The sequence below is a fragment of the Nostoc sp. genome, from assembly GCF_036917375.1.
GTDB lineage: Bacteria > Cyanobacteriota > Cyanobacteriia > Cyanobacteriales > Nostocaceae > Nostoc.
On the sequence record NZ_JBALDN010000038.1, the window covers coordinates 1 to 17,370 of the forward strand.

17 protein-coding genes and 1 pseudogene are annotated in these 17,370 nt (G+C 41.9%); 11 read left to right on the forward strand and 7 right to left on the reverse strand.

Annotation, left to right across the window (positions count from 1 at the left end; genetic code table 11):
* The first annotated feature begins 285 nt into the window (after positions 1-285).
* On the forward strand, positions 286-2,172 hold the full coding sequence (locus V7K45_RS09205; protein ID WP_335002566.1) for a S9 family peptidase: 1,887 nt from the start codon (positions 286-288) through the stop codon (positions 2,170-2,172).
* 110 nt (positions 2,173-2,282) lie between these two features.
* Here V7K45_RS09205 and V7K45_RS09210 read toward each other — a convergent pair whose 3' ends face one another.
* From V7K45_RS09210 to V7K45_RS09220, 3 genes are all read right to left on the reverse strand, one after another.
* Entirely contained in the window at positions 2,283-2,579 is a 297-nt protein-coding gene (locus tag V7K45_RS09210; protein WP_335002568.1) for a DUF5615 family PIN-like protein, read from the reverse strand.
* The gene (locus V7K45_RS09215) at positions 2,576-2,869 is read right to left on the reverse strand and encodes a DUF433 domain-containing protein (protein WP_335002570.1); all 294 of its coding nucleotides are present in this window, start codon (positions 2,867-2,869) and stop codon (positions 2,576-2,578) included. The genes V7K45_RS09210 and V7K45_RS09215 overlap by 4 nt, the downstream gene beginning before the upstream one ends.
* Positions 2,870-3,148: 279 nt before the next feature.
* The gene (locus V7K45_RS09220; RefSeq protein WP_335002573.1) at positions 3,149-4,468 is read right to left on the reverse strand and encodes an NB-ARC domain-containing protein; all 1,320 of its coding nucleotides are present in this window, start codon (positions 4,466-4,468) and stop codon (positions 3,149-3,151) included.
* 230 nt (positions 4,469-4,698) lie between these two features.
* On the opposite strand from V7K45_RS09220, the gene V7K45_RS09225 reads away from it, so the two are divergent.
* The 3 genes from V7K45_RS09225 (at position 4,699) to V7K45_RS09235 (ending at position 7,780) form a co-directional block, all read left to right on the forward strand.
* Entirely contained in the window at positions 4,699-5,067 is a 369-nt protein-coding gene (locus V7K45_RS09225; protein WP_335002575.1) for a TRADD-N-associated membrane domain-containing protein, read from the forward strand.
* A gap of 217 nt (positions 5,068-5,284) precedes the next feature.
* Positions 5,285-5,476, forward strand: coding sequence for a 4-Cys prefix domain-containing protein (locus tag V7K45_RS09230; protein WP_335002577.1), 192 nt, complete (start codon positions 5,285-5,287; stop codon positions 5,474-5,476).
* 18 nt (positions 5,477-5,494) lie between these two features.
* Positions 5,495-7,780, forward strand: a complete 2,286-nt coding sequence (locus tag V7K45_RS09235) for a bifunctional serine/threonine-protein kinase/ABC transporter substrate-binding protein (RefSeq protein ID WP_335002597.1) — start codon at positions 5,495-5,497, stop codon at positions 7,778-7,780.
* A 261-nt stretch (positions 7,781-8,041) separates the two neighbouring features.
* Here V7K45_RS09235 and V7K45_RS09240 read toward each other — a convergent pair whose 3' ends face one another.
* The 4 genes from V7K45_RS09240 to pheS all read right to left on the reverse strand — a co-directional run bounded on the left by V7K45_RS09240 (position 8,042) and on the right by pheS (position 10,529).
* Positions 8,042-8,383, reverse strand: a complete 342-nt coding sequence (locus V7K45_RS09240) for a DUF4926 domain-containing protein (RefSeq protein WP_335002578.1) — start codon at positions 8,381-8,383, stop codon at positions 8,042-8,044.
* Positions 8,380-8,712: a DUF6883 domain-containing protein gene (locus V7K45_RS09245; RefSeq protein WP_335002580.1), complete on the reverse strand. Its 333-nt coding sequence runs from the start codon at positions 8,710-8,712 to the stop codon at positions 8,380-8,382. The genes V7K45_RS09240 and V7K45_RS09245 overlap by 4 nt, the downstream gene beginning before the upstream one ends.
* 80 nt (positions 8,713-8,792) lie before the next feature.
* The gene (locus tag V7K45_RS09250) at positions 8,793-9,368 is read right to left on the reverse strand and encodes a Uma2 family endonuclease (protein WP_335002582.1); all 576 of its coding nucleotides are present in this window, start codon (positions 9,366-9,368) and stop codon (positions 8,793-8,795) included.
* Between the two features lie 168 nt (positions 9,369-9,536).
* Positions 9,537-10,529 (reverse strand): phenylalanine--tRNA ligase subunit alpha, encoded by a 993-nt coding sequence (gene pheS, locus V7K45_RS09255; protein WP_335002584.1) that lies wholly within the window; start codon positions 10,527-10,529, stop codon positions 9,537-9,539.
* 363 nt (positions 10,530-10,892) lie between these two features.
* Here pheS and surE point away from each other — a divergent pair, with 363 nt between their 5' ends.
* The 7 genes and pseudogenes from surE (at position 10,893) to V7K45_RS09290 (ending at position 17,172) form a co-directional block, all read left to right on the forward strand.
* The gene (gene surE, locus V7K45_RS09260) at positions 10,893-11,699 is read left to right on the forward strand and encodes a 5'/3'-nucleotidase SurE (protein ID WP_335002586.1); all 807 of its coding nucleotides are present in this window, start codon (positions 10,893-10,895) and stop codon (positions 11,697-11,699) included.
* A gap of 277 nt (positions 11,700-11,976) precedes the next feature.
* Entirely contained in the window at positions 11,977-12,873 is an 897-nt protein-coding gene (locus V7K45_RS09265) for an MBL fold metallo-hydrolase (protein WP_322675259.1), read from the forward strand.
* Positions 12,874-13,373: 500 nt separating this feature from the next.
* Positions 13,374-14,438, forward strand: a complete 1,065-nt coding sequence (locus V7K45_RS09270) for a bifunctional riboflavin kinase/FAD synthetase (RefSeq protein ID WP_335002589.1) — start codon at positions 13,374-13,376, stop codon at positions 14,436-14,438.
* 156 nt (positions 14,439-14,594) lie between these two features.
* Positions 14,595-15,503 (forward strand): AAA family ATPase, encoded by a 909-nt coding sequence (locus tag V7K45_RS09275; protein ID WP_335002591.1) that lies wholly within the window; start codon positions 14,595-14,597, stop codon positions 15,501-15,503.
* 273 nt (positions 15,504-15,776) lie between these two features.
* Positions 15,777-16,034 (forward strand): annotated as a pseudogene (locus V7K45_RS09280) (type II toxin-antitoxin system RelN family antitoxin).
* Positions 16,024-16,209 carry a hypothetical protein gene (locus V7K45_RS09285; RefSeq protein WP_335002593.1) on the forward strand — a complete coding sequence of 62 codons (186 nt, stop codon included), beginning with the start codon at positions 16,024-16,026 and terminating at the stop codon, positions 16,207-16,209. Before V7K45_RS09280 ends, V7K45_RS09285 begins: the two are co-directional and overlap by 11 nt.
* A gap of 360 nt (positions 16,210-16,569) precedes the next feature.
* The gene (locus tag V7K45_RS09290) at positions 16,570-17,172 is read left to right on the forward strand and encodes a cytochrome C (RefSeq protein ID WP_335002595.1); all 603 of its coding nucleotides are present in this window, start codon (positions 16,570-16,572) and stop codon (positions 17,170-17,172) included.
* Positions 17,173-17,370: the final 198 nt, after the last annotated feature.

Here is a 17,370-nt window from a genome sequence, read left to right on the forward strand (position 1 = left end):
CAATGTAATTCAGTATATTGCTCATGCTTCTGTGTAAAAATAACTCTTTAATCTTCTTTTATCACAGAATAATACTATTTTGGAGATGTCTAAAGACTCGTTCACGAGTATAAAAGGCTCGTCACCGAGTATAAAAGACTTGTTCACGAGTATCAAAGACTCATCACCGAATATAAAAGACTTTGACTTCTGACTTCCGCCTTGCGGTACTAGGTTCATCCTATTGGATGAATTGTCATTTTCACCACCAAGTGACAATAGGGTAGTCAAGTAGAGGATAAAAATATGTCATCTGCTCAAGCGCCCTCCCTACCACCGTTGATTCCGCGCGAAATCCTGTTTGGGAATCCTGAAAAAACTAGCCCACAACTCTCCCCTGATGGCAAGTACTTGGCATATATCGCCCCTGATGAGAAAAATGTCTTGCAGGTATGGTTGCGAACTATAGGACAAGAAGACGACCAGATACTTACTGCCGACAAAAAGCGCGGTATCCGCATTTTCTTCTGGACTTATAACGCCGACCAGTTGATTTATATGCAAGACTCGGATGGCGACGAGAACTTTCACCTTCACTTGGTTAATATTCACTCCAAAATTGTGCGTGACTTAACGCCATTCCAAGGTGTGAAAGCAGAACTTGTGGAACTGGAACCCAAATTTCCAGATCAAATGCTGGTAGCGTTGAACTTGAACAATCCTCAAAAGTTTGACGTTTACCGCATTAACCTTAAAAATGGTGCGGTTGAGTTCGACACTGATAACCCCGGTAACATTATCAGTTGGACATCTGACGCTGATTTTCAAATACGTGCAGCAACAGCTAGTACACCCGATGGTGGTTACGATTTGTTATTGCAGAAATCAGATAAACAGTGGGAAATTCTCCGCCACTGGGGGCCAGAAGAGGAAGGGAATTCTGTTAGCTTCTCAGATGATGGTAAAACCCTTTACATTCAAGGGAATCACGATGCTAACGCCAAACGTCTGCTAGCTGTTGACCTAGATAGCCGTCAAGAAACTGTCATTGCTGAAGATGAGCAGTATGATGTTGTGGGGATAATTATTCATCCATTAACGCGAGTTATCCAAGCAGTTTCTTTCTACAAAGATAAACAGGAATGGCAGGTAATTGACCAAAGTATTGCCGCAGATTTTGAGGAAATCGCCAAGGTGCGTCCCGGAGAATTCTCCATAATTAGCCGCGACTTGGAAGATAAAACCTGGCTAGTAGCTTATAGAACTGACAATGGGCCAGTTTACTACTATGCCTACAACCGAGAGTCCAAAACTAGCACTTTCCTTTTTAGCAACCAACCCAAACTCGAAGCTTTGCAATTAGCTTCAATGCAACCGATTTCCTACGAAGCGCGCGATGGCTTAACTATCCACAGTTACCTGACAACCCCTGTGGGAATACCTTCGCAGAATCTCCCAACAGTACTGCTGGTTCACGGCGGCCCTTGGGCGCGGGATGTTTGGGGTTTCTCTCCTACAGCGCAATGGCTAGCTAACCGGGGTTATGCTGTTCTGCAAGTGAACTTTCGCGGTTCCACTGGCTACGGTAAAGCATTTTTGAATGCTGGAAATCGAGAATGGGCTGGTAAAATGCACGATGACTTAATTGATGCTGTTAACTGGCTAGTGGAACAAGGCATTTCCGATCCGCAAAAGATTGCGATTATGGGCGGTTCTTATGGAGGTTACGCCACTTTAGTAGGATTGACTTTTACACCAGAAATATTTGCGGCTGGCGTGGATATTGTCGGGCCAAGTAACCTGATTACTTTGATAGAAACTATACCGCCTTATTGGGAACCATTGAAGGCAATGCTTTATCATCGCGTTGGTAATTTAGAGACAGAAGAGGAATTTTTGAAATCGCGATCGCCTTTATTTTTCGCTGACCGGATTCAAAAACCTTTACTAATCGGTCAAGGTGCAAACGATCCGCGAGTGAAACAATCAGAAAGCGATCAAATTGTCAACGCAATGCAACAGGCTGGTTTACCAGTGCAATATGCACTTTACACAGATGAAGGACATGGTTTTGCCAGACCAGAAAATCGGTTGCACTTTTTTGCGATCGTAGAGGAGTTTCTCGCCAAATACTTAGGCGGTAGATTTGAACCTTTGGCAGATATCCCCGGTCATTCAGGAATAGTTAAATAGAGTTTCACGCATGGTGGTTAGTGTCATTCACTGACCACCTTGATATTTTTAATTTGGAAGGATTTATCCATACAACAACTGATTCCTAATTTCATCAGCCGTTAGTGTGCTTACCAGAATGCCAATCCGTTGCGCGACTTCATAAGCGTTTTCTGAGGCACAACGATAATCCCAAAATGTTCTTTATTTTCCTCTATATACTGGAGATGCAACCGCTCAAAATCGACACGGTTATGTGTCAGAATACATCTGCCTACAGAAGTTGCAAATTCAAGTTGTTCGCGGTCAGTTTTGCCGAGGGTTGCTTGTTCCGAAACAGTTGTGATATCCAGACCGCGCGATCGCAACAGTCTAGCAACCAACGCTGACATATCCTCATCGCTGTAAAGGGCAGCAAAAACCGTCACAATGTCCCCAATATAGCTTTTACAGATGGGTGTATTAATTCATCGGGTACTCGGTTTCGCTCAATGTATTCATTAATTTCGGTTTGATGATCGAGATAAAAACTCAAGGCATCAAACACTTGTGCGAGCGTCAGATGTGGTAAATGGTTCAGGATTTCTTCTGGCATAATCCCCAATCGCCACAGACCGACAATTGCACGAACAGATGTCCGAGTAGCTATAATAATTGGCTCTCCACTCAAAATTTCAGGGTTGCGGGTCACGTAGCGCGAGGAGGTTTCAGCGAACATAGAATAAATGAAGGAAGCAGAACTGGCGTTGCCTTTAGTTTACCAGACTAGAAAATGCCTTGAGTGAGGGTTGCGATCGCAGAAGAGTTTCTCGCCAAATATTTAGGTGGAAGATTTGAACCTTTGGCAGATATTCCTGGTCATTCAGGAATAGTTAAATAAAGTTTCAAAATGGTGGTTAGTGAATTAGACTAACCACCTTAATGTTTTCAATTTAGACAGTACTAATAAAGCAATTTGAGATATGCGATCGCTCACTTTTGATTGATCGTACTACGATTAGTACATTAAATTTTGCCGAACTAACTTCATCACCATCGGTTGTAAAGTAAACAGAAAGTGATCTTCCTCAGACTCTTTCTCTAAAAGTGAACTATGTTGGAGGGTGATTATTGCCTCTATAACTTGAGAAGAAGAAATATGAGGCAGTTCTTGTTTTAATGCATCTATAGAGACTGGTGTAGAGATGCTTGCTAGACAGCGCAAAATATCTTTTTTATCTGGACTCAAGCGCTTAATCAGTCGCTCAATTGTTTCTCTAATAGAGTCTGGTGCAACTAAAGAATTTCCAGAGAGAAAGTCTCTCACATTACCATGAAATATATCGCGGATAGTAGATGACACTAGCTGGAGGCACAAAGGATTACCGCTATATCGCTGTACTAACTCTCTGCCAGTTTGCTCATCAAATCTAAGATTGTTGCCTTTTAAAAGCTGAAAACCTGCCTCGATATCTAGTCCTTTAAGGTCTAAAGTTTTTACTGAATTGCGTGCTACAGCAGTAACATCCGTAGGTTTTCGTTGTGTGGTTATTACAATACAACTCTGATGATTTTCTATACTTAATTGTTTTAGGAAAGCACAGTAGCGTTTGTACCCAACAGAATAACTCTCATCAAGATGGCTTTCATCATCCAAATTCTTTTCGTCTAAAATGATTAAGGTCTTTTCTTTCTGCAATTCTTTTAGCAATTTTGAAATTAATTCTTCTTGATTTTTTGGCAAACTATTAGTGTCAGGTAGTAGGCGAAGAATTAAATCAACTAGTAAGTTCTCAAGAGACAATGTGTAGGAGAATTTCTGCCAAAGCCGTCGAGCAAAACGCTGTTCATTGTTTTCTCTAAGAATTTTTGCTATTAATTGAGTTTTTCCAATTCCGCCAAAACCATAAATAATAAGCAAACGATAGCTATCTTCTAGCCATTCCTGCAACTGTCGCAATTCATTAACGCGACCGTAAAAACCATCAACTGAGGGAACACCTTCAAAAGGATTTTGTCGTAAGGAATCGAGAGATTGTGATTCTAACTTTGGAATTGCACTTGAGGATTCAGAAGCATCGTCAGTTCTGATTGTTGTCGTCCAATCTACTCCAACTGCTCCACAAAAAGATTGAAACACTTCAGTCCTAATCCCTGTTCCATTTTGAAATCGTTTTAGGGTAGACCCGGAAGCGTAAGAAGTTATCACTCCTTGTTGTTTCAGAAACTTCTCAGCTTCTTTCCTCCAGGTAAGACTAGTTTGTGTCCATCCCTTTTTTATACGTGCTTGGTCAATTAGATATTTTCCTTCATCAGATAGTCTGAGGGTTGGAGCCATACATAAATCGCAGCCAGAAGGTAATTCAATTTTATATCACTTGTGTATCAGTTATGGAGTATGTAAATTGAGCGAAAACTGAGCGAAAACTGAGATTTTCTCAGTTTCTATATACAAGATGATGTTATTAAAGCAAAAGGTTTTCAAGTTATCAACCGATGAAGGAGTTGAAAACTGCTTTGGAGACGAGACATTGTACTGGAATTAAGTTTTTAGCTTAGGAGAGCTATATGAAAAACAACCAAGATTACGGTGAGAACAATGCTAACAAAGATGTAAACTCCTTTTCTAGACTAGATAGCTCACCTCATCCTGAGCAACTTCAGTGTCAGCCTGATATAGATACAGAAAGAGAGATTCGACGAGAGTTACTCAGGAGAAGTCAGTATAGTTACAATATTCATTCTTTTGCAGTTGTCACGTCTATTGCGATCGCTTTGGTTGGATGTTGGTTTGTTTTTTCGGGTATGACGAAAGAAGGCACTTTTACGGCTGTGGCTGGATTAGGAGCAAGTGCTTACCTTACTCAGACAGGTAAAGAATCTCAGGAAAGCTTAGAGGCATTAATCCAACGCCTCGATCGCTCCCATCCTGATTAGAGACTAAGAGTCTGTGTGGCTATTATTTTACCTTATGTTGAGAAAGTTATCCACTCCCTTTACGAACCTTAAAACTAGTTATAAGTTTTTAATTAAACTATAGGTAAATACAGAGGGTTTTGAGATATAAAACTACTCACTTTTAGATTTTTTGGTTGTCTATATGACAAACTAAAATATAGCGTGGTAATAGCCTTTTTTATACACTTTCAGATTTATGAGTTATTGCATTAACTACTGGTGTGACAATCGGGAAAATCCAGATGATATTGAACGTTGTAATAGATGTGGAACAACACTCATTTTAAACCATAAATATCGTGTATTCCGAAGGCTTAGAGATACCTCTTTGCTAACTGAAGCTAACTATGAGGTTTTTCAGATTCAAGACCTCGACAATAATGGTTAGTTAAAGGTTTTAAAAACGCTGGTTAGAAGTGATAAACCAAAACTCAGAGAACATTTTGAGCAGGAAATAAAAGTACTATCAAATTTGGAAGATTCTCGTATTCCTAAGGGCAAAGATTACTTTTCTATTGATATTACTAGCCCACAAAGTCAAGAACTTCCTTGTTTAGTAATGGAATTCATTGAGGGAATCAATCTAGAAGAACAAATCAAGCATCATGGAAAGATAATAGATGAATCTCAAGCGTTGGATTGGCTAAGGCAGTTAACAATTATTTTAGGTCTCATTCATGATAACAATCTTCTGCACCGGGATATAAAACCCTCAAATATTATGCTGAGAGCAAAAAAAGCAGGAAAAGCAAAAGATGAGTTGGTGCTGATTGATTTCGGTGCAGCTAAACTTTATGAAACTGCTGTTAGTGTTCAACAATCTACAAAAGTAGAATCTATAGGTTATGCACCTGAAGAAATTAAGGAAGGTAAGCAGCCAGTTCGTCAGTCTGATTTTTTTGCTCTTGGACGAACGTTTGTTTATCTCTTAACCGGTAAGCATCCCCATGAATATACGAAGCTAAATGATTGGAAATGGAAGTCAGAAGTTTCTGAATCTAAGCTTATAGATTTGATTAATGACTTAATGAAAGAACAGCCTGCTGACCGTCCCCAGTCAGCAGAAGAAATCCTCCGTAGAATTAAAAAAATTACGTCAAAAGAACGCAACCCTGTCGAGCCGCCACAACCAAATCGAATACCTACTTGGCTACTTGCATTAATTGGAGTGGGTGGATTATTACTATTATTTATAGTTCTTTCTGATGTCTCGAAGATTCCGTGTTTAGCTTTTTTTAAAAATTGTATACCAAATCCACCATCTAACCCTGTCTACGACTTTATTAGTTCTGGAGAGAAACGGTTGATCAGTCGAAGTTTAACTAGCAAATACGCACAATTGAAGGCAGAGGGCATAGATGATTTTAAGGTAGCAGTAGAAGGAAGAAAGGATTACACAGATGCTATTAACAAATTTCAAGCAATCCGTAATAAAGCTGAAACGGTACTAAATAATAAAGTTAATAATAAACCTGATGACATAGGTGCGGCTCAATTAGCTTTAAAAGACGCAGAGGTTTTGATATACCTCAATAACTCTAAAGTTAGAAATTCTAATAAGAATAATCGTAATAATATACTTACCATTGCAGTCGCAGCCCCAGTCAATATAGAAGCAGGACTTCACATTTTACAAGGAGTAGCTCAAGCACAAGATAAAGTTAATATGGGTCGCTCATATTTAGAAGTAGTCATAGCAGACGATGATAATAATATACAACGAGCAAGTGATGTAGCTAATGCCCTTGCAGAAAAGTCAGAAATTAAAGCCATTGTAGGACATTATACTACTGAGATTACTTCTAAAGCAATGGAGGTGTATAAAGAAAAAGGATTAGTTGTTGTTTCTCCAACTAGTACGTCAACCTACCTTTCAGAAGAATATGGAAAGCAACATATCTTTTTTCGTACAGCATCTTCTACAGCAGTAGAAGGTCAAAGTTTGGCAAAATACGCAAACTCGATAAAAGCAAAAAAAATAGCAGTTTTCACATCTAGTACAAACAATGAAACATTCGCTGGTTCTTTGACCATACAGTTCACCGAATCTTTTGGAAAAAATAATGTAATCGGCCCCTATGTCCTAGATCGAAACTCTATAAATGAATTAAATTCAGATGATGTCAAAAAAGCAGATGCTATAGCTGTATTTCCTGATGGACAAAATCAGGATTCTCCGGGTTTAACAAATGCAAGAGAACTGATTAAAAAATACTTAGAACAAAACGACAAAAATAAAATTATAGGGGCAAATTCACTATTTCTGTGGACTACTCTCAATACATATCTTGGAGATGTAAAAGAAAAGGCCGTTTGCAGATTGATCATTGGTGTTGACTGGTTTTTTGTAGAGTCAGACAGCAAGCCTAAGTTTGATGAAAACGCTAAAATCTATTGGGGAGGGCCAGTAAATTTCCGAACAGCTTTAGCGAATGATGCGGTTCGAGTTTTGGTTGAAGCTTCGGAGCAAGATGCAACTCGCTTAGGTATACAAAAGGAACTGCGGTCTGGTCGAGTCTTTGAAGATAATGCTAATTATGGAAAAATTGCAACAGGAGGTAGAAAAGTGAGTTTCTCAAAAATTAATGGCGATCGTCAAGAAATTAAGGAACGTACATTGGTCACTCCTGTTTTATCCACGAAGTCTAAAGAACTGAGCTTTAACATCGAAAAGTATAATTGCCTCAAATAAAGTAAGGAAATGTTGCAGATGTATTGAAATCTTAATCTTTAGTAAAAGCAATATTAGAGATATTACTCGAAATTGATTCAATGCTTTTCTCATCTGCTAGCCAATCCAGTCATACGTCTGTGCGATCGCACCTCTCAAATCACTTCGCCTGGCTGCTTTTTAACCGTATTGCTTTATCCAGCATTTAGTACTTGCTCTGCCGTTAGCTGTAATTCTGGGAAAATAGTAGAAGCGATCGCAAAAAACTTTCTCGCCAAATACTTAGGTGGGAGATTTGAATCTACTCTGATGCTCAGACTCTTGTTTTTGCAACAGAAAATCGAGATAGTCTTGTAATTGCAACAGCCTGACTCCAGATAACTGGCGTAACTTGGCTAAAATCATTTCTTCTTGCTGCAACTGGGCAATGGGGATAATTTGAGATGCTGCGACTTCGACTGTCACCTGGGGCAAATCAAACCCTTCCAGACTATACCCGTCCTCTTCCCCTTCTGGCATAGGGTAATGTTCCACAATTGTTGCAACATTCCCGCGTTTCAGGTTGTATTCTGGTAAGTCCTGCGCTAAAGCAACTTGGGAGAATAAAGGGTACTGTACCTTCATGAGTTTGCTCCTTGATCTGGCACTAAGGTGACAAATTTGGTTGTATCGTTTGCAACCATCCAAATGGTTAAAATATTTAGTTCAATGCCATTAATCCCTCGCAGACACGCACGAATAGCATATTTATGACCATAACGAGTTGTTTTGATCGCCTCGGCAGGTTGCGTTAAAACTTGAGCGCGTAGATCGCGTTCGAGTTGTTGCCAGTTATCTAATGTGTACCCAGCCATAGCCAGAAATTTAGATTTATCGTCTTTTGGCAACGGCACAAGCAGATACTTGGTTAGCTTTTCTTCTGCGATTATTGCATCCTGCGGTAAAAAGGCCATTGACTCATGGCATGAATTTTGGGTAAGAATTATTGACTATATTTTACTCTGGGACGCTGGTTTTCTGCATATTTGAGATATTATCCGGCGTTGAGTACTTGCTCTGCGGTTAGCCGTAATTCTGGGAAAATAGTAGAAGCGATCGCACTGTTTCCTGTAAATCTAATTTCTTCATAAAACCCGTCAACTAATATCAGTACGGTAACTGTATTTATTTGTGGATCAACAATCCAATATTCAGCAATTCCCCTTGCGGCATACTCGGAACGTTTGTAGCGATAGTCCCGGTCTTCGTTAGCTTTGCCAGGAGAAACAACTTCGACAACTAATGCTGGAGGTGGCATATCCAGGGTGATTGTGGATCGCGTTGCACCTTCTAAGGCAGTTGCAAGTTCATCCGTCAGCACAACTAAGTCAGGAATGCGAGTTGTCGCACGAGAACCAGCAACAACAATTTCAACTTTGTTACTTAACCGATTGAACGGGACGAACTTGAGAAAAGTGACCAGCAAAAAGAGAGATATCTGGACATTTTTTGGGCTTTCGGGTGGCATTGCAACTAACTCACCTGCCACAAGTTCATAATGACTATCCGTGCCATCGTCATACTTTAAATATTCTTCAAGCGTTAGACGTTTGCCAGTGATTGCAGTCATATCACGTCAACAGAAGTTACGTATTGATAGTTTACCAAATTCATCAATTATGATTTATTATTTAAAACCACAGATAATTCATGAGTAATTATCTGTGGTTAAATTTTCATCCAATTGATTTTTGCAAGAGATTTAGTAAACGCCTGATTATTTACAGCGATCGCTTCCCTAAAATTGCTGCAAAAACCGCAAATCGCTAGCATACAACCGACGAATATCATCGATTTGATGTAACACCATTGCAAAGCGTTCTACACCAAAACCGGCAGCAAACCCTGTATAAACTTCTGGATCGTAACCCACAGACTTAAGTACATTTGGATCGACCATACCGCAGCCCATTACCTCTAGCCAGCGCCCATTCCACTGCAAATCTACTTCAGCAGAGGGTTCGGTAAACGGAAAATAACTGGCGCGGAAGCGAATAGGTAAATCGCCAAATATTGCTTGTAAAAATACTTTAATTGTGCCTTTGAGGTCTGTAAAAGTTAGTCCCTCATCAATGGCTAAAAGTTCTATTTGATGGAAAACTGCTGAGTGAGTCGCGTCTACATTATCTCGCCGATAAACTCGCCCTGGAGCCACAACTCGAATCGGTGGTTCTTCTCTTTCCATGTAACGAATTTGTACCGAAGATGTATGAGTCCGCAAAAGATTCCCATCTGGCAGATAGAAAGTATCCTGCATATCACGCGCAGGGTGGTCAGGCGGGGTGTTGAGAGCCTCGAAATTATAATAATCTGTTTCCATCTCTGGCCCTTGAGCGACGGTGTAGCCCATACCGACAAAGATATCTAGTGCCCGGTCGATAATACCGTTGAGGGGATGAATGCGACCTTGGGGGCTGTAAATTCCCGGCATAGTCACATCCAGAGTTTCCGCCTCTAGTTGTAGCTGAATTTGAGCGGCTTCTAAGGCGACGCGTTGCTGGTCTAGACTAGTTTGCAAAGATTCTTTGACTGTATTGGCGATCGCTCCAATTTTTGGCCGTTCCTCTGCACTCATCTGCCCCATACTTCGCAACAGCGCCCCTAGTTCCCCTTTTTTACCCAGATAGTTAACTCTGAGTTCCTCCAGACGTTCTAGGGTGTCGGCGGCTGCGATCGCTTTTTCTCCTTCTTGCCGCAGTGCTAAAAGTTGAGCTTCTAAATTGCTAGTCATTAGTTATTAGTCATTGGTCATTAGTCATTAGTCTATATTCAAAAGCTGTGAAGCGGTCGATAAATAAACTTACAGCCATACCATTAACATCAGCTAAAGGTGAGGGTTGAAACCAAACCTCTGTTTATCAGTTAGAGATGATTGGGCTAGTATCGCGGTCGTGTAAATCCAGCTCACATCTCACTTAACCAGACTTGAGGATTGAGCAACTTGTCTTAAAGGTAGGCAAAATTTCGCCATATTGTCTAGTGAGTATAAATGTTTTTTGCTGCTTGTGACCTCAGACATTGACAAATGGCTAATAACAAATAACTAATAACTAATGACCAATGATTAATGACCAATGACCAATGACTAATGACCATGAAATTATTAATTAGCAACGATGATGGCATTTCTGCCCTGGGGATTCGTACCCTAGCCAACTACTTGGCAGAGGCTGGTCATGATGTGAGTGTAGTTTGCCCCGATCGAGAGCGATCGGCAACTGGACACGGGTTAACTTTACACCAACCGATTCGCGCCGAAATTGTTGAAGAGATTTTTCATCCTGCTGTCAAAGCTTGGGCTTGCGATGGTACGCCTTCAGATTGCGTCAAATTGGCGCTGTGGGCTTTGCTGGAAACTCCCCCGGATTTGGTTCTCTCTGGTATTAATCAAGGTGCGAATTTGGGAACTGAAATCTTGTATTCTGGCACTGTTTCTGCGGCAATGGAAGGTTTAATTGAAGGCATTCCCAGTGTAGCGCTGAGTCTTATGAGTCACACATCTAAAGACTTTCAACCTGCTGCTAAGTTTGCCACAGTTCTTGTAGACCAGTTAGCCCAAAAACCGCTGCCAGATTTAATGTTACTCAACGTTAATATTCCTGCGGTCAAATGGGAAGAAATTACCGGAGTTACTCTCACCCGTCAAGGAATACGGCGTTACATTGATGTGTTTGATAAACGAGTCGATCCTCGTGGAAAAACGTACTACTGGTTAACCGGAGAGGTAATTGAGGATGTGGAACCCTCAAGCGGATTAAATCTGCCTCAAAATGTACCTACAGATGTAGAGGTTGTACGTAAAAACTATATCAGTATTACTCCATTACAATACAATCTTACCTACGCAACTGGATTAGAGAAATTATCAGAGTGGGAATTCAATTTTCCTGGAATCCTTTGATTTATCAGGGAAAAAATATGGTTATTCAAATGCATCACGGAAAAAGTAGGCTATAACGTAGGGGCACTCTTGAAATAACCGATACACATTCACCCCAAAACCTGGGAAATTTTAACTAACGTATTTCATTCACATTTACACAATCAGCCAGAAACAGGATATGCTGTTTTACCAAGAAATTCTCCCTCTAGCAAAATCGGTGAGACAGCATAAACTTTAGACAAAATCAGTAACAATTTTTTCATTTATCGCCCGCTCAGTCCAGCAAGCAACACCCATGTCTAGGATAGAGAATCAATTTACCGTACAATTTTGGGGCGTTCGTGGCAGCATCCCCAGCCCAGGGCCACACACTGTTCGTTACGGCGGTAATACCCCTTGCATATCAATGCAAGCGGGCGATAAACGCTTAGTTTTCGATGCTGGCACGGGACTACATGTTTTGGGGCAATCTCTTTTGCGCCAAATGCCGTTAGAAGCTCACATATTTTTTACCCACTCTCACTGGGATCACATGCAAGGTTTTCCCTTCTTTACTCCAGGGTTTGTAAAGGGGAATGACTTTCATATTTACGGCGCGATCGCACCTGATGGTTCTACCATAGAACAGCGCCTCAACGATCAAATGTTGCACCCGAACTTTCCTGTACCCTTGCAAATTATGCAAGCCAATTTAAATTTCTACGACATTCGACCGGGGCAACCAATCCACATTGATGACCTTACCGTAGAAACAGCACCTTTAAACCATCCAGGTGAAGCTGTCGGATACCGCGTTAACTGGCGTGGTGGTGCAGCTACTTACATCACTGATACCGAACATTTTCCCGATCGACTCGATGACAATGTGTTGTGGCTAGCTCGTAATGCTGACATTCTGGTTTACGATTCTACCTACACAGACGAAGAATACCACTCGCCAAAATCCCCGAAAATTGGCTGGGGACATTCTACCTGGCAAGAAGCGGTAAAAGTGGCACAAGCTGCTAACGTCAAAACGCTGGTGATTTACCACCACGATCCGGCGCACGATGACGACTTTTTGGATCGTGTCGGCAAAGAAGCCGCTGAAAAATTTCCTGGTGCTATTATGGCACGGGAAGGATTGGTACTTCAGGTTCCGACCTCAGTTGTCTTATCAGAATCTTTTCCTGTTAGCAAGTTTTCTACCTAAAGATTGCGATCGGAGGAATTGGAGATTTTAGATTAGATTGGTGATCGGAGGCTTTCAGCGCCAGAGCGTCCCTGTTGGCTGTACGGTGAGACAGCGCTGCCCAGAGTTGTCACGCCGACACAGGATCGGGGCGATAACAGGAGGATAAACTTTATAGATTCACCAACACAGCCCAGATACCCACAGACGCCCTAAGATTGCGGCTGACGATCGCACTAAAACCTCGTTGAAGTCTCAACACGGAACTAGAGCCTTTTTAGCTCTGGTATTTGGGGTTATCTGGACTTAGCAATTAGCTCTCAAGCTGATAGCACAAGAAACCATCTGGGGCGACTTCCCTTGGGCTAGGCTTTTGGCTGATAGCTAAAAGGGGTGGCATCAACACCCTGGCTGATAGCATAAGACCTCATAGGCAGTTGGTGAATGTCCTCCTTAAGGTGGTTTACCATAGGGTAGCTTCCTGCTGATAGCTAAAATAAACCTAAAATCTCAGAATCCACGTGCTAAATTTGTCTAAAAATGGGTGTTCTGTGCGGGTTGCTTTTTCTAGCGTTGGGCTACTAACGCCGACTGCTGTTGCCCTTGGCAAGTTTGATGGTGTTCATCTCGGTCATCAAAAGGTAATTCAACCAGTCTTGCACGCTGGTGGTCACTTGTCAGTAGCTAGTAGTCCGCAGTCAAAGGAAAATCAACTGACTAATCAAGAATATACTTATTCAACAGTTGTCACCTTTGACCCCCATCCACAGGAGTTCTTTACAGGGCAACCCAGGACTTTGTTAACGCCACTGGATGAAAAAGTCCAACAATTGCGATCGCTTGGGGTAGAACAACTGGTATTACTACCCTTTGACAAAGAATTGTCTGCGTTGACCCCCGAAGAATTTGTCGAAAAAATTCTCGTGCAACAACTGCGATGCCAACGAATTAGCATCGGGCAGGATTTTTGCTTTGGCGAAAAGCGCAGTGGTACTGCTCAAGATTTGCAATTACTCGCGGCCAAGCACAATATTCCCGTTACCATCGTTCCCTTACAAACTTATACAGGTGATTCGTCCACCCAAACCAGTTGCGTCAGTACTACTCCGACTCAGGATGCTCGCATTAGCACTTCATTGATCCGCCAAACCCTTGAGCAGGGAGATATCGAAAACGCAAATCTGTTACTAGGACGTCCCTACACCCTTCTTGGTGATGTCGTTCAAGGTCAACAATTGGGCAGAACAATTGGCTTTCCTACCGCCAACCTCCAATTACCAAAAGAAAAGTTTTTGCCTTGCCAAGGAGTTTACGCTGTCCGTGTTTTCACTCTTGATGAAACATCAGATACCGCTCCTAGTGAAAACTTGGGTGTCATGAATATCGGTAATCGTCCAACTGTAAACGGTACTTATTCATCTGCGGAAGTACATTTATTCGATTGGTCTGGTGATTTGTATGGCAAAAAACTGGTTGTGCAGCTAATTAAATTTTTGCGCCCCGAACAAAAATTTCCTTCTCTCGAAGCCTTGAAAACACAAATTCAACTTGACTGCGTTGTTGCTAGAGAAGTTTTGAGTGCTTAGTGGGAACAATAGATAGGGCATTGGAAGAGGCAGAGGTGCAAAGAGGCAGAGGGAAAAAACTTACTGCAACTTCTCCTTGGTCACTGAGCGTAGCCGAAGTGCTGCTCCCCTGCTCCCCTGCCCCCTTGCCCCCCTGCCCCCCACTCCCTACAACGCATGAGAGAAAAAATCGACGCTTTAACACAAAATCTGGCTCTTACCATCGTTGGCAAAGCAGAAGCAATACGTTTAGTGCTAGTCGCCCTGCTAGGTGGTGGTCATGCTCTCTTAGAAGATGTTCCTGGTGTTGGTAAAACCCTACTCGCTAAATCCTTAGCTCGCTCGCTGGATGGCAAGTTTCAGCGGCTACAATGCACTCCCGATTTACTGCCAACTGATATTACTGGTACCAACATCTGGAACCCAAAAAGCGGCGAATTTACTTTTCTTCCTGGGCCAGTCTTTACCAATGTGCTATTAGCTGACGAAATTAACCGTGCCACACCCCGCACTCAGTCAGCTTTATTGGAAGTTATGGAAGAACATCAGGTAACAGTCGATGGTGTCTCTCGTGCAGTTCCCCAACCCTTCTTTGTCATTGCCACTCAAAACCCTATCGAGTATCAAGGTACTTTTCCCCTGCCGGAAGCGCAAATGGATCGGTTTATGTTGTCGCTGAGTTTGGGCTATCCTTCAGAGGCAGAAGAACTCCTGATGCTACAAAATCTCCAAAATGGTGTCAAAGTTGCTGATTTGCAGCCTTGTATTACCTTGGCAGAAGTACAGGAATTGCGTTACCTCTGCTCTCAAGTAAAAGTTGCAACTTCCTTGCAACAATATATTCTCGAATTGGTACGGGCAACACGTCAAGATGAGGAAATCGCTCTTGGTGTCAGTCCCCGTGGCACATTAGCATTACAACGGGCTGCCCAAGCGTTAGCTTTTCTATCAGGGCGTAATTATGCCATTCCTGATGATGTGAAATTTCTTGTCCCTTATGTTCTGTGCCATCGCCTTATTCCTAGAGGAGGACGGAATGCAAGAACTGTTGTTGAGCGATTATTGCGATCGGTTTCTATTCCTTAATGTAAAGGACTTCGATGAGCTAAGAAATAGCTATCCGAGGTGGCGGTAACTGCATTTATTGCTGGGGAAAATATTTTTCTGCGCTTTTACTCCGGTTCATTCTGTGTTAGTTTGTACATTGCGTATCAATTAATCCCAGATATCAGGAAAATTTCCTCGCACCACTATTTTAGTAAATACCTGATACTAGTCAGACTTGACTGAACTTAAGTTTCCCCATTCTGCTGGAATTTGGGCGTGTTAGGATCTCCTACAAAATTAGGTAGACAATAAATGAAAGCGATCGAAGTTACCGACAGGATTGATTCTCAAGGAAATCTAGTTTTAGATGAGCCGATTCAGTGAAACACTTATCCTCATCAGGTTCGGGTGATTGTGTTAGTTCCAGAACAAGCAGAAGCAGAAGAGGTTGACCCTGATCATACACCCGTTGAGGAGATTAAAGCTAGTTTGAGGAGAGCTTTACAGCAAGCAAAAGCTGGTCAAACTAGACCAATTAGCGAGTTGTGGGACAGGATTGATGCAGAGTGATAATACGGTTTTAATTCGATTTTCTGATGAGTTTAAGCATGAACTTTACAGAGTATCAAAAATATTTGGCAATATTCGCTCTGATGTTCAACCAATTATTGAGCAATTACAACAGGGGAACATTGTTGGCGATCGCACGCGGACATTGGTAAAGCAAATATTGTTTATAAGGTGAGAGTTCGTAACAGTAGTATCCAAAAAGGTAAGAGTGCTGGATACCGAGTGATTTATCAATTTGAGTCATTTACAAGTATTTTGCTACTAACGATTTATTCCAAACTGACCGAGAAGATATTGGTGCAAATGAAATCCGAGATATTGTGGCTGATTTTTCTAGTGAGTCAGGTTAAAACTACTAGAATATTTTTCCTTGCATAGTCAGTGGTGCGCTGAATAGATATTTATATTACTGTTGTCAATATAAAAGATGTTTTGCTTGACAAAACTACTTACACAAAATTTGAAACACTGCCAATACTGCGTAAGTCTTATGATTAGCACAAGCGCCACTTTTAAATATTTGGGAATGTGAGGAATGTCAATTTTTGTTAAGCGCAAAATCCGCGATGCCTACGGCGAGCTACGCCAACGTCAAGCACTACAGCAAAGCGCCGAACGTGAATTCAAACGCCAATTTTTCGGTTTACTTCTGGTAATTGTAACGTGGAGTTTAGCTATGGGCTGGCTTCTAGCCTTGGCAACTAACGCCCAAAGTGCGACTCCTCCCGCTGAAATTGGCACTGTTGACGTAGTACCCGCACAATACCAATTGGGGCAAGAACTTTATTTAGAAAACTGCTCCAGATGTCACATTGCCATACCACCAGCCGTTTTACCTACCCAAACTTGGAAAAATATCCTGCAAGACTCGCAGCACTACGGCGCACAACTCCAGCCTTTAGTCGATCCGCAACGCATCTTGGTGTGGAAATATCTTTCGACTTTCTCCCGCGTGCAGCTAGACGACGAAGAAACACCATATCGCCTCAACAACTCGCGTTATTTCAAAGCTTTGCATCCAGGAGTTGAGTTACCACGTCCCGTCCAGGTTGGCAGCTGTGTCAGCTGTCATCCCAGTGCTAATGATTACAATTTCCGCCGCCTGACATCACAAGAGGCAGAGGGGCAGAGGAGATAGGGGGCAGAGGGGAAAGATCCTGAGAAAGTTCCCCCCTGCTCCTCTGCTCCTCTGCCCCCCTGCTCTCTCATCTGGGGGCAAAATGATACTATGAAGAAAGAGTAGTGCGATTCGATGTCGCACGTAATGAGTTAAATATCCTGACTGGACAAGGTTTTACTTAAAAGCATGATTATTGCACCGATGCCGAAGGATATC

Bases quoted from the DNA above. Each gene is read 5' to 3' on its own strand.
- V7K45_RS09205 (WP_335002566.1), top strand. From the start codon at position 286: ATGTCATCTGCTCAAGCGCCCTCCCTACCACCGTTGATTCCGCGCGAA.
- V7K45_RS09215 (WP_335002570.1), bottom strand. From the start codon at position 2,869: ATGTTCGCTGAAACCTCCTCGCGCTACGTGACCCGCAACCCTGAAATT.
- V7K45_RS09220 (WP_335002573.1), bottom strand. From the start codon at position 4,468: ATGGCTCCAACCCTCAGACTATCTGATGAAGGAAAATATCTAATTGAC.
- V7K45_RS09225 (WP_335002575.1), top strand. From the start codon at position 4,699: ATGAAAAACAACCAAGATTACGGTGAGAACAATGCTAACAAAGATGTA.
- V7K45_RS09230 (WP_335002577.1), top strand. From the start codon at position 5,285: ATGAGTTATTGCATTAACTACTGGTGTGACAATCGGGAAAATCCAGAT.
- V7K45_RS09240 (WP_335002578.1), bottom strand. From the start codon at position 8,383: ATGAAGGTACAGTACCCTTTATTCTCCCAAGTTGCTTTAGCGCAGGAC.
- V7K45_RS09245 (WP_335002580.1), bottom strand. From the start codon at position 8,712: ATGGCCTTTTTACCGCAGGATGCAATAATCGCAGAAGAAAAGCTAACC.
- V7K45_RS09250 (WP_335002582.1), bottom strand. From the start codon at position 9,368: ATGACTGCAATCACTGGCAAACGTCTAACGCTTGAAGAATATTTAAAG.
- pheS (WP_335002584.1), bottom strand. From the start codon at position 10,529: ATGACTAGCAATTTAGAAGCTCAACTTTTAGCACTGCGGCAAGAAGGA.
- surE (WP_335002586.1), top strand. From the start codon at position 10,893: ATGAAATTATTAATTAGCAACGATGATGGCATTTCTGCCCTGGGGATT.
- V7K45_RS09265 (WP_322675259.1), top strand. From the start codon at position 11,977: ATGTCTAGGATAGAGAATCAATTTACCGTACAATTTTGGGGCGTTCGT.
- V7K45_RS09275 (WP_335002591.1), top strand. From the start codon at position 14,595: ATGAGAGAAAAAATCGACGCTTTAACACAAAATCTGGCTCTTACCATC.
- V7K45_RS09285 (WP_335002593.1), top strand. From the start codon at position 16,024: ATGCAGAGTGATAATACGGTTTTAATTCGATTTTCTGATGAGTTTAAG.
- V7K45_RS09290 (WP_335002595.1), top strand. From the start codon at position 16,570: ATGTCAATTTTTGTTAAGCGCAAAATCCGCGATGCCTACGGCGAGCTA.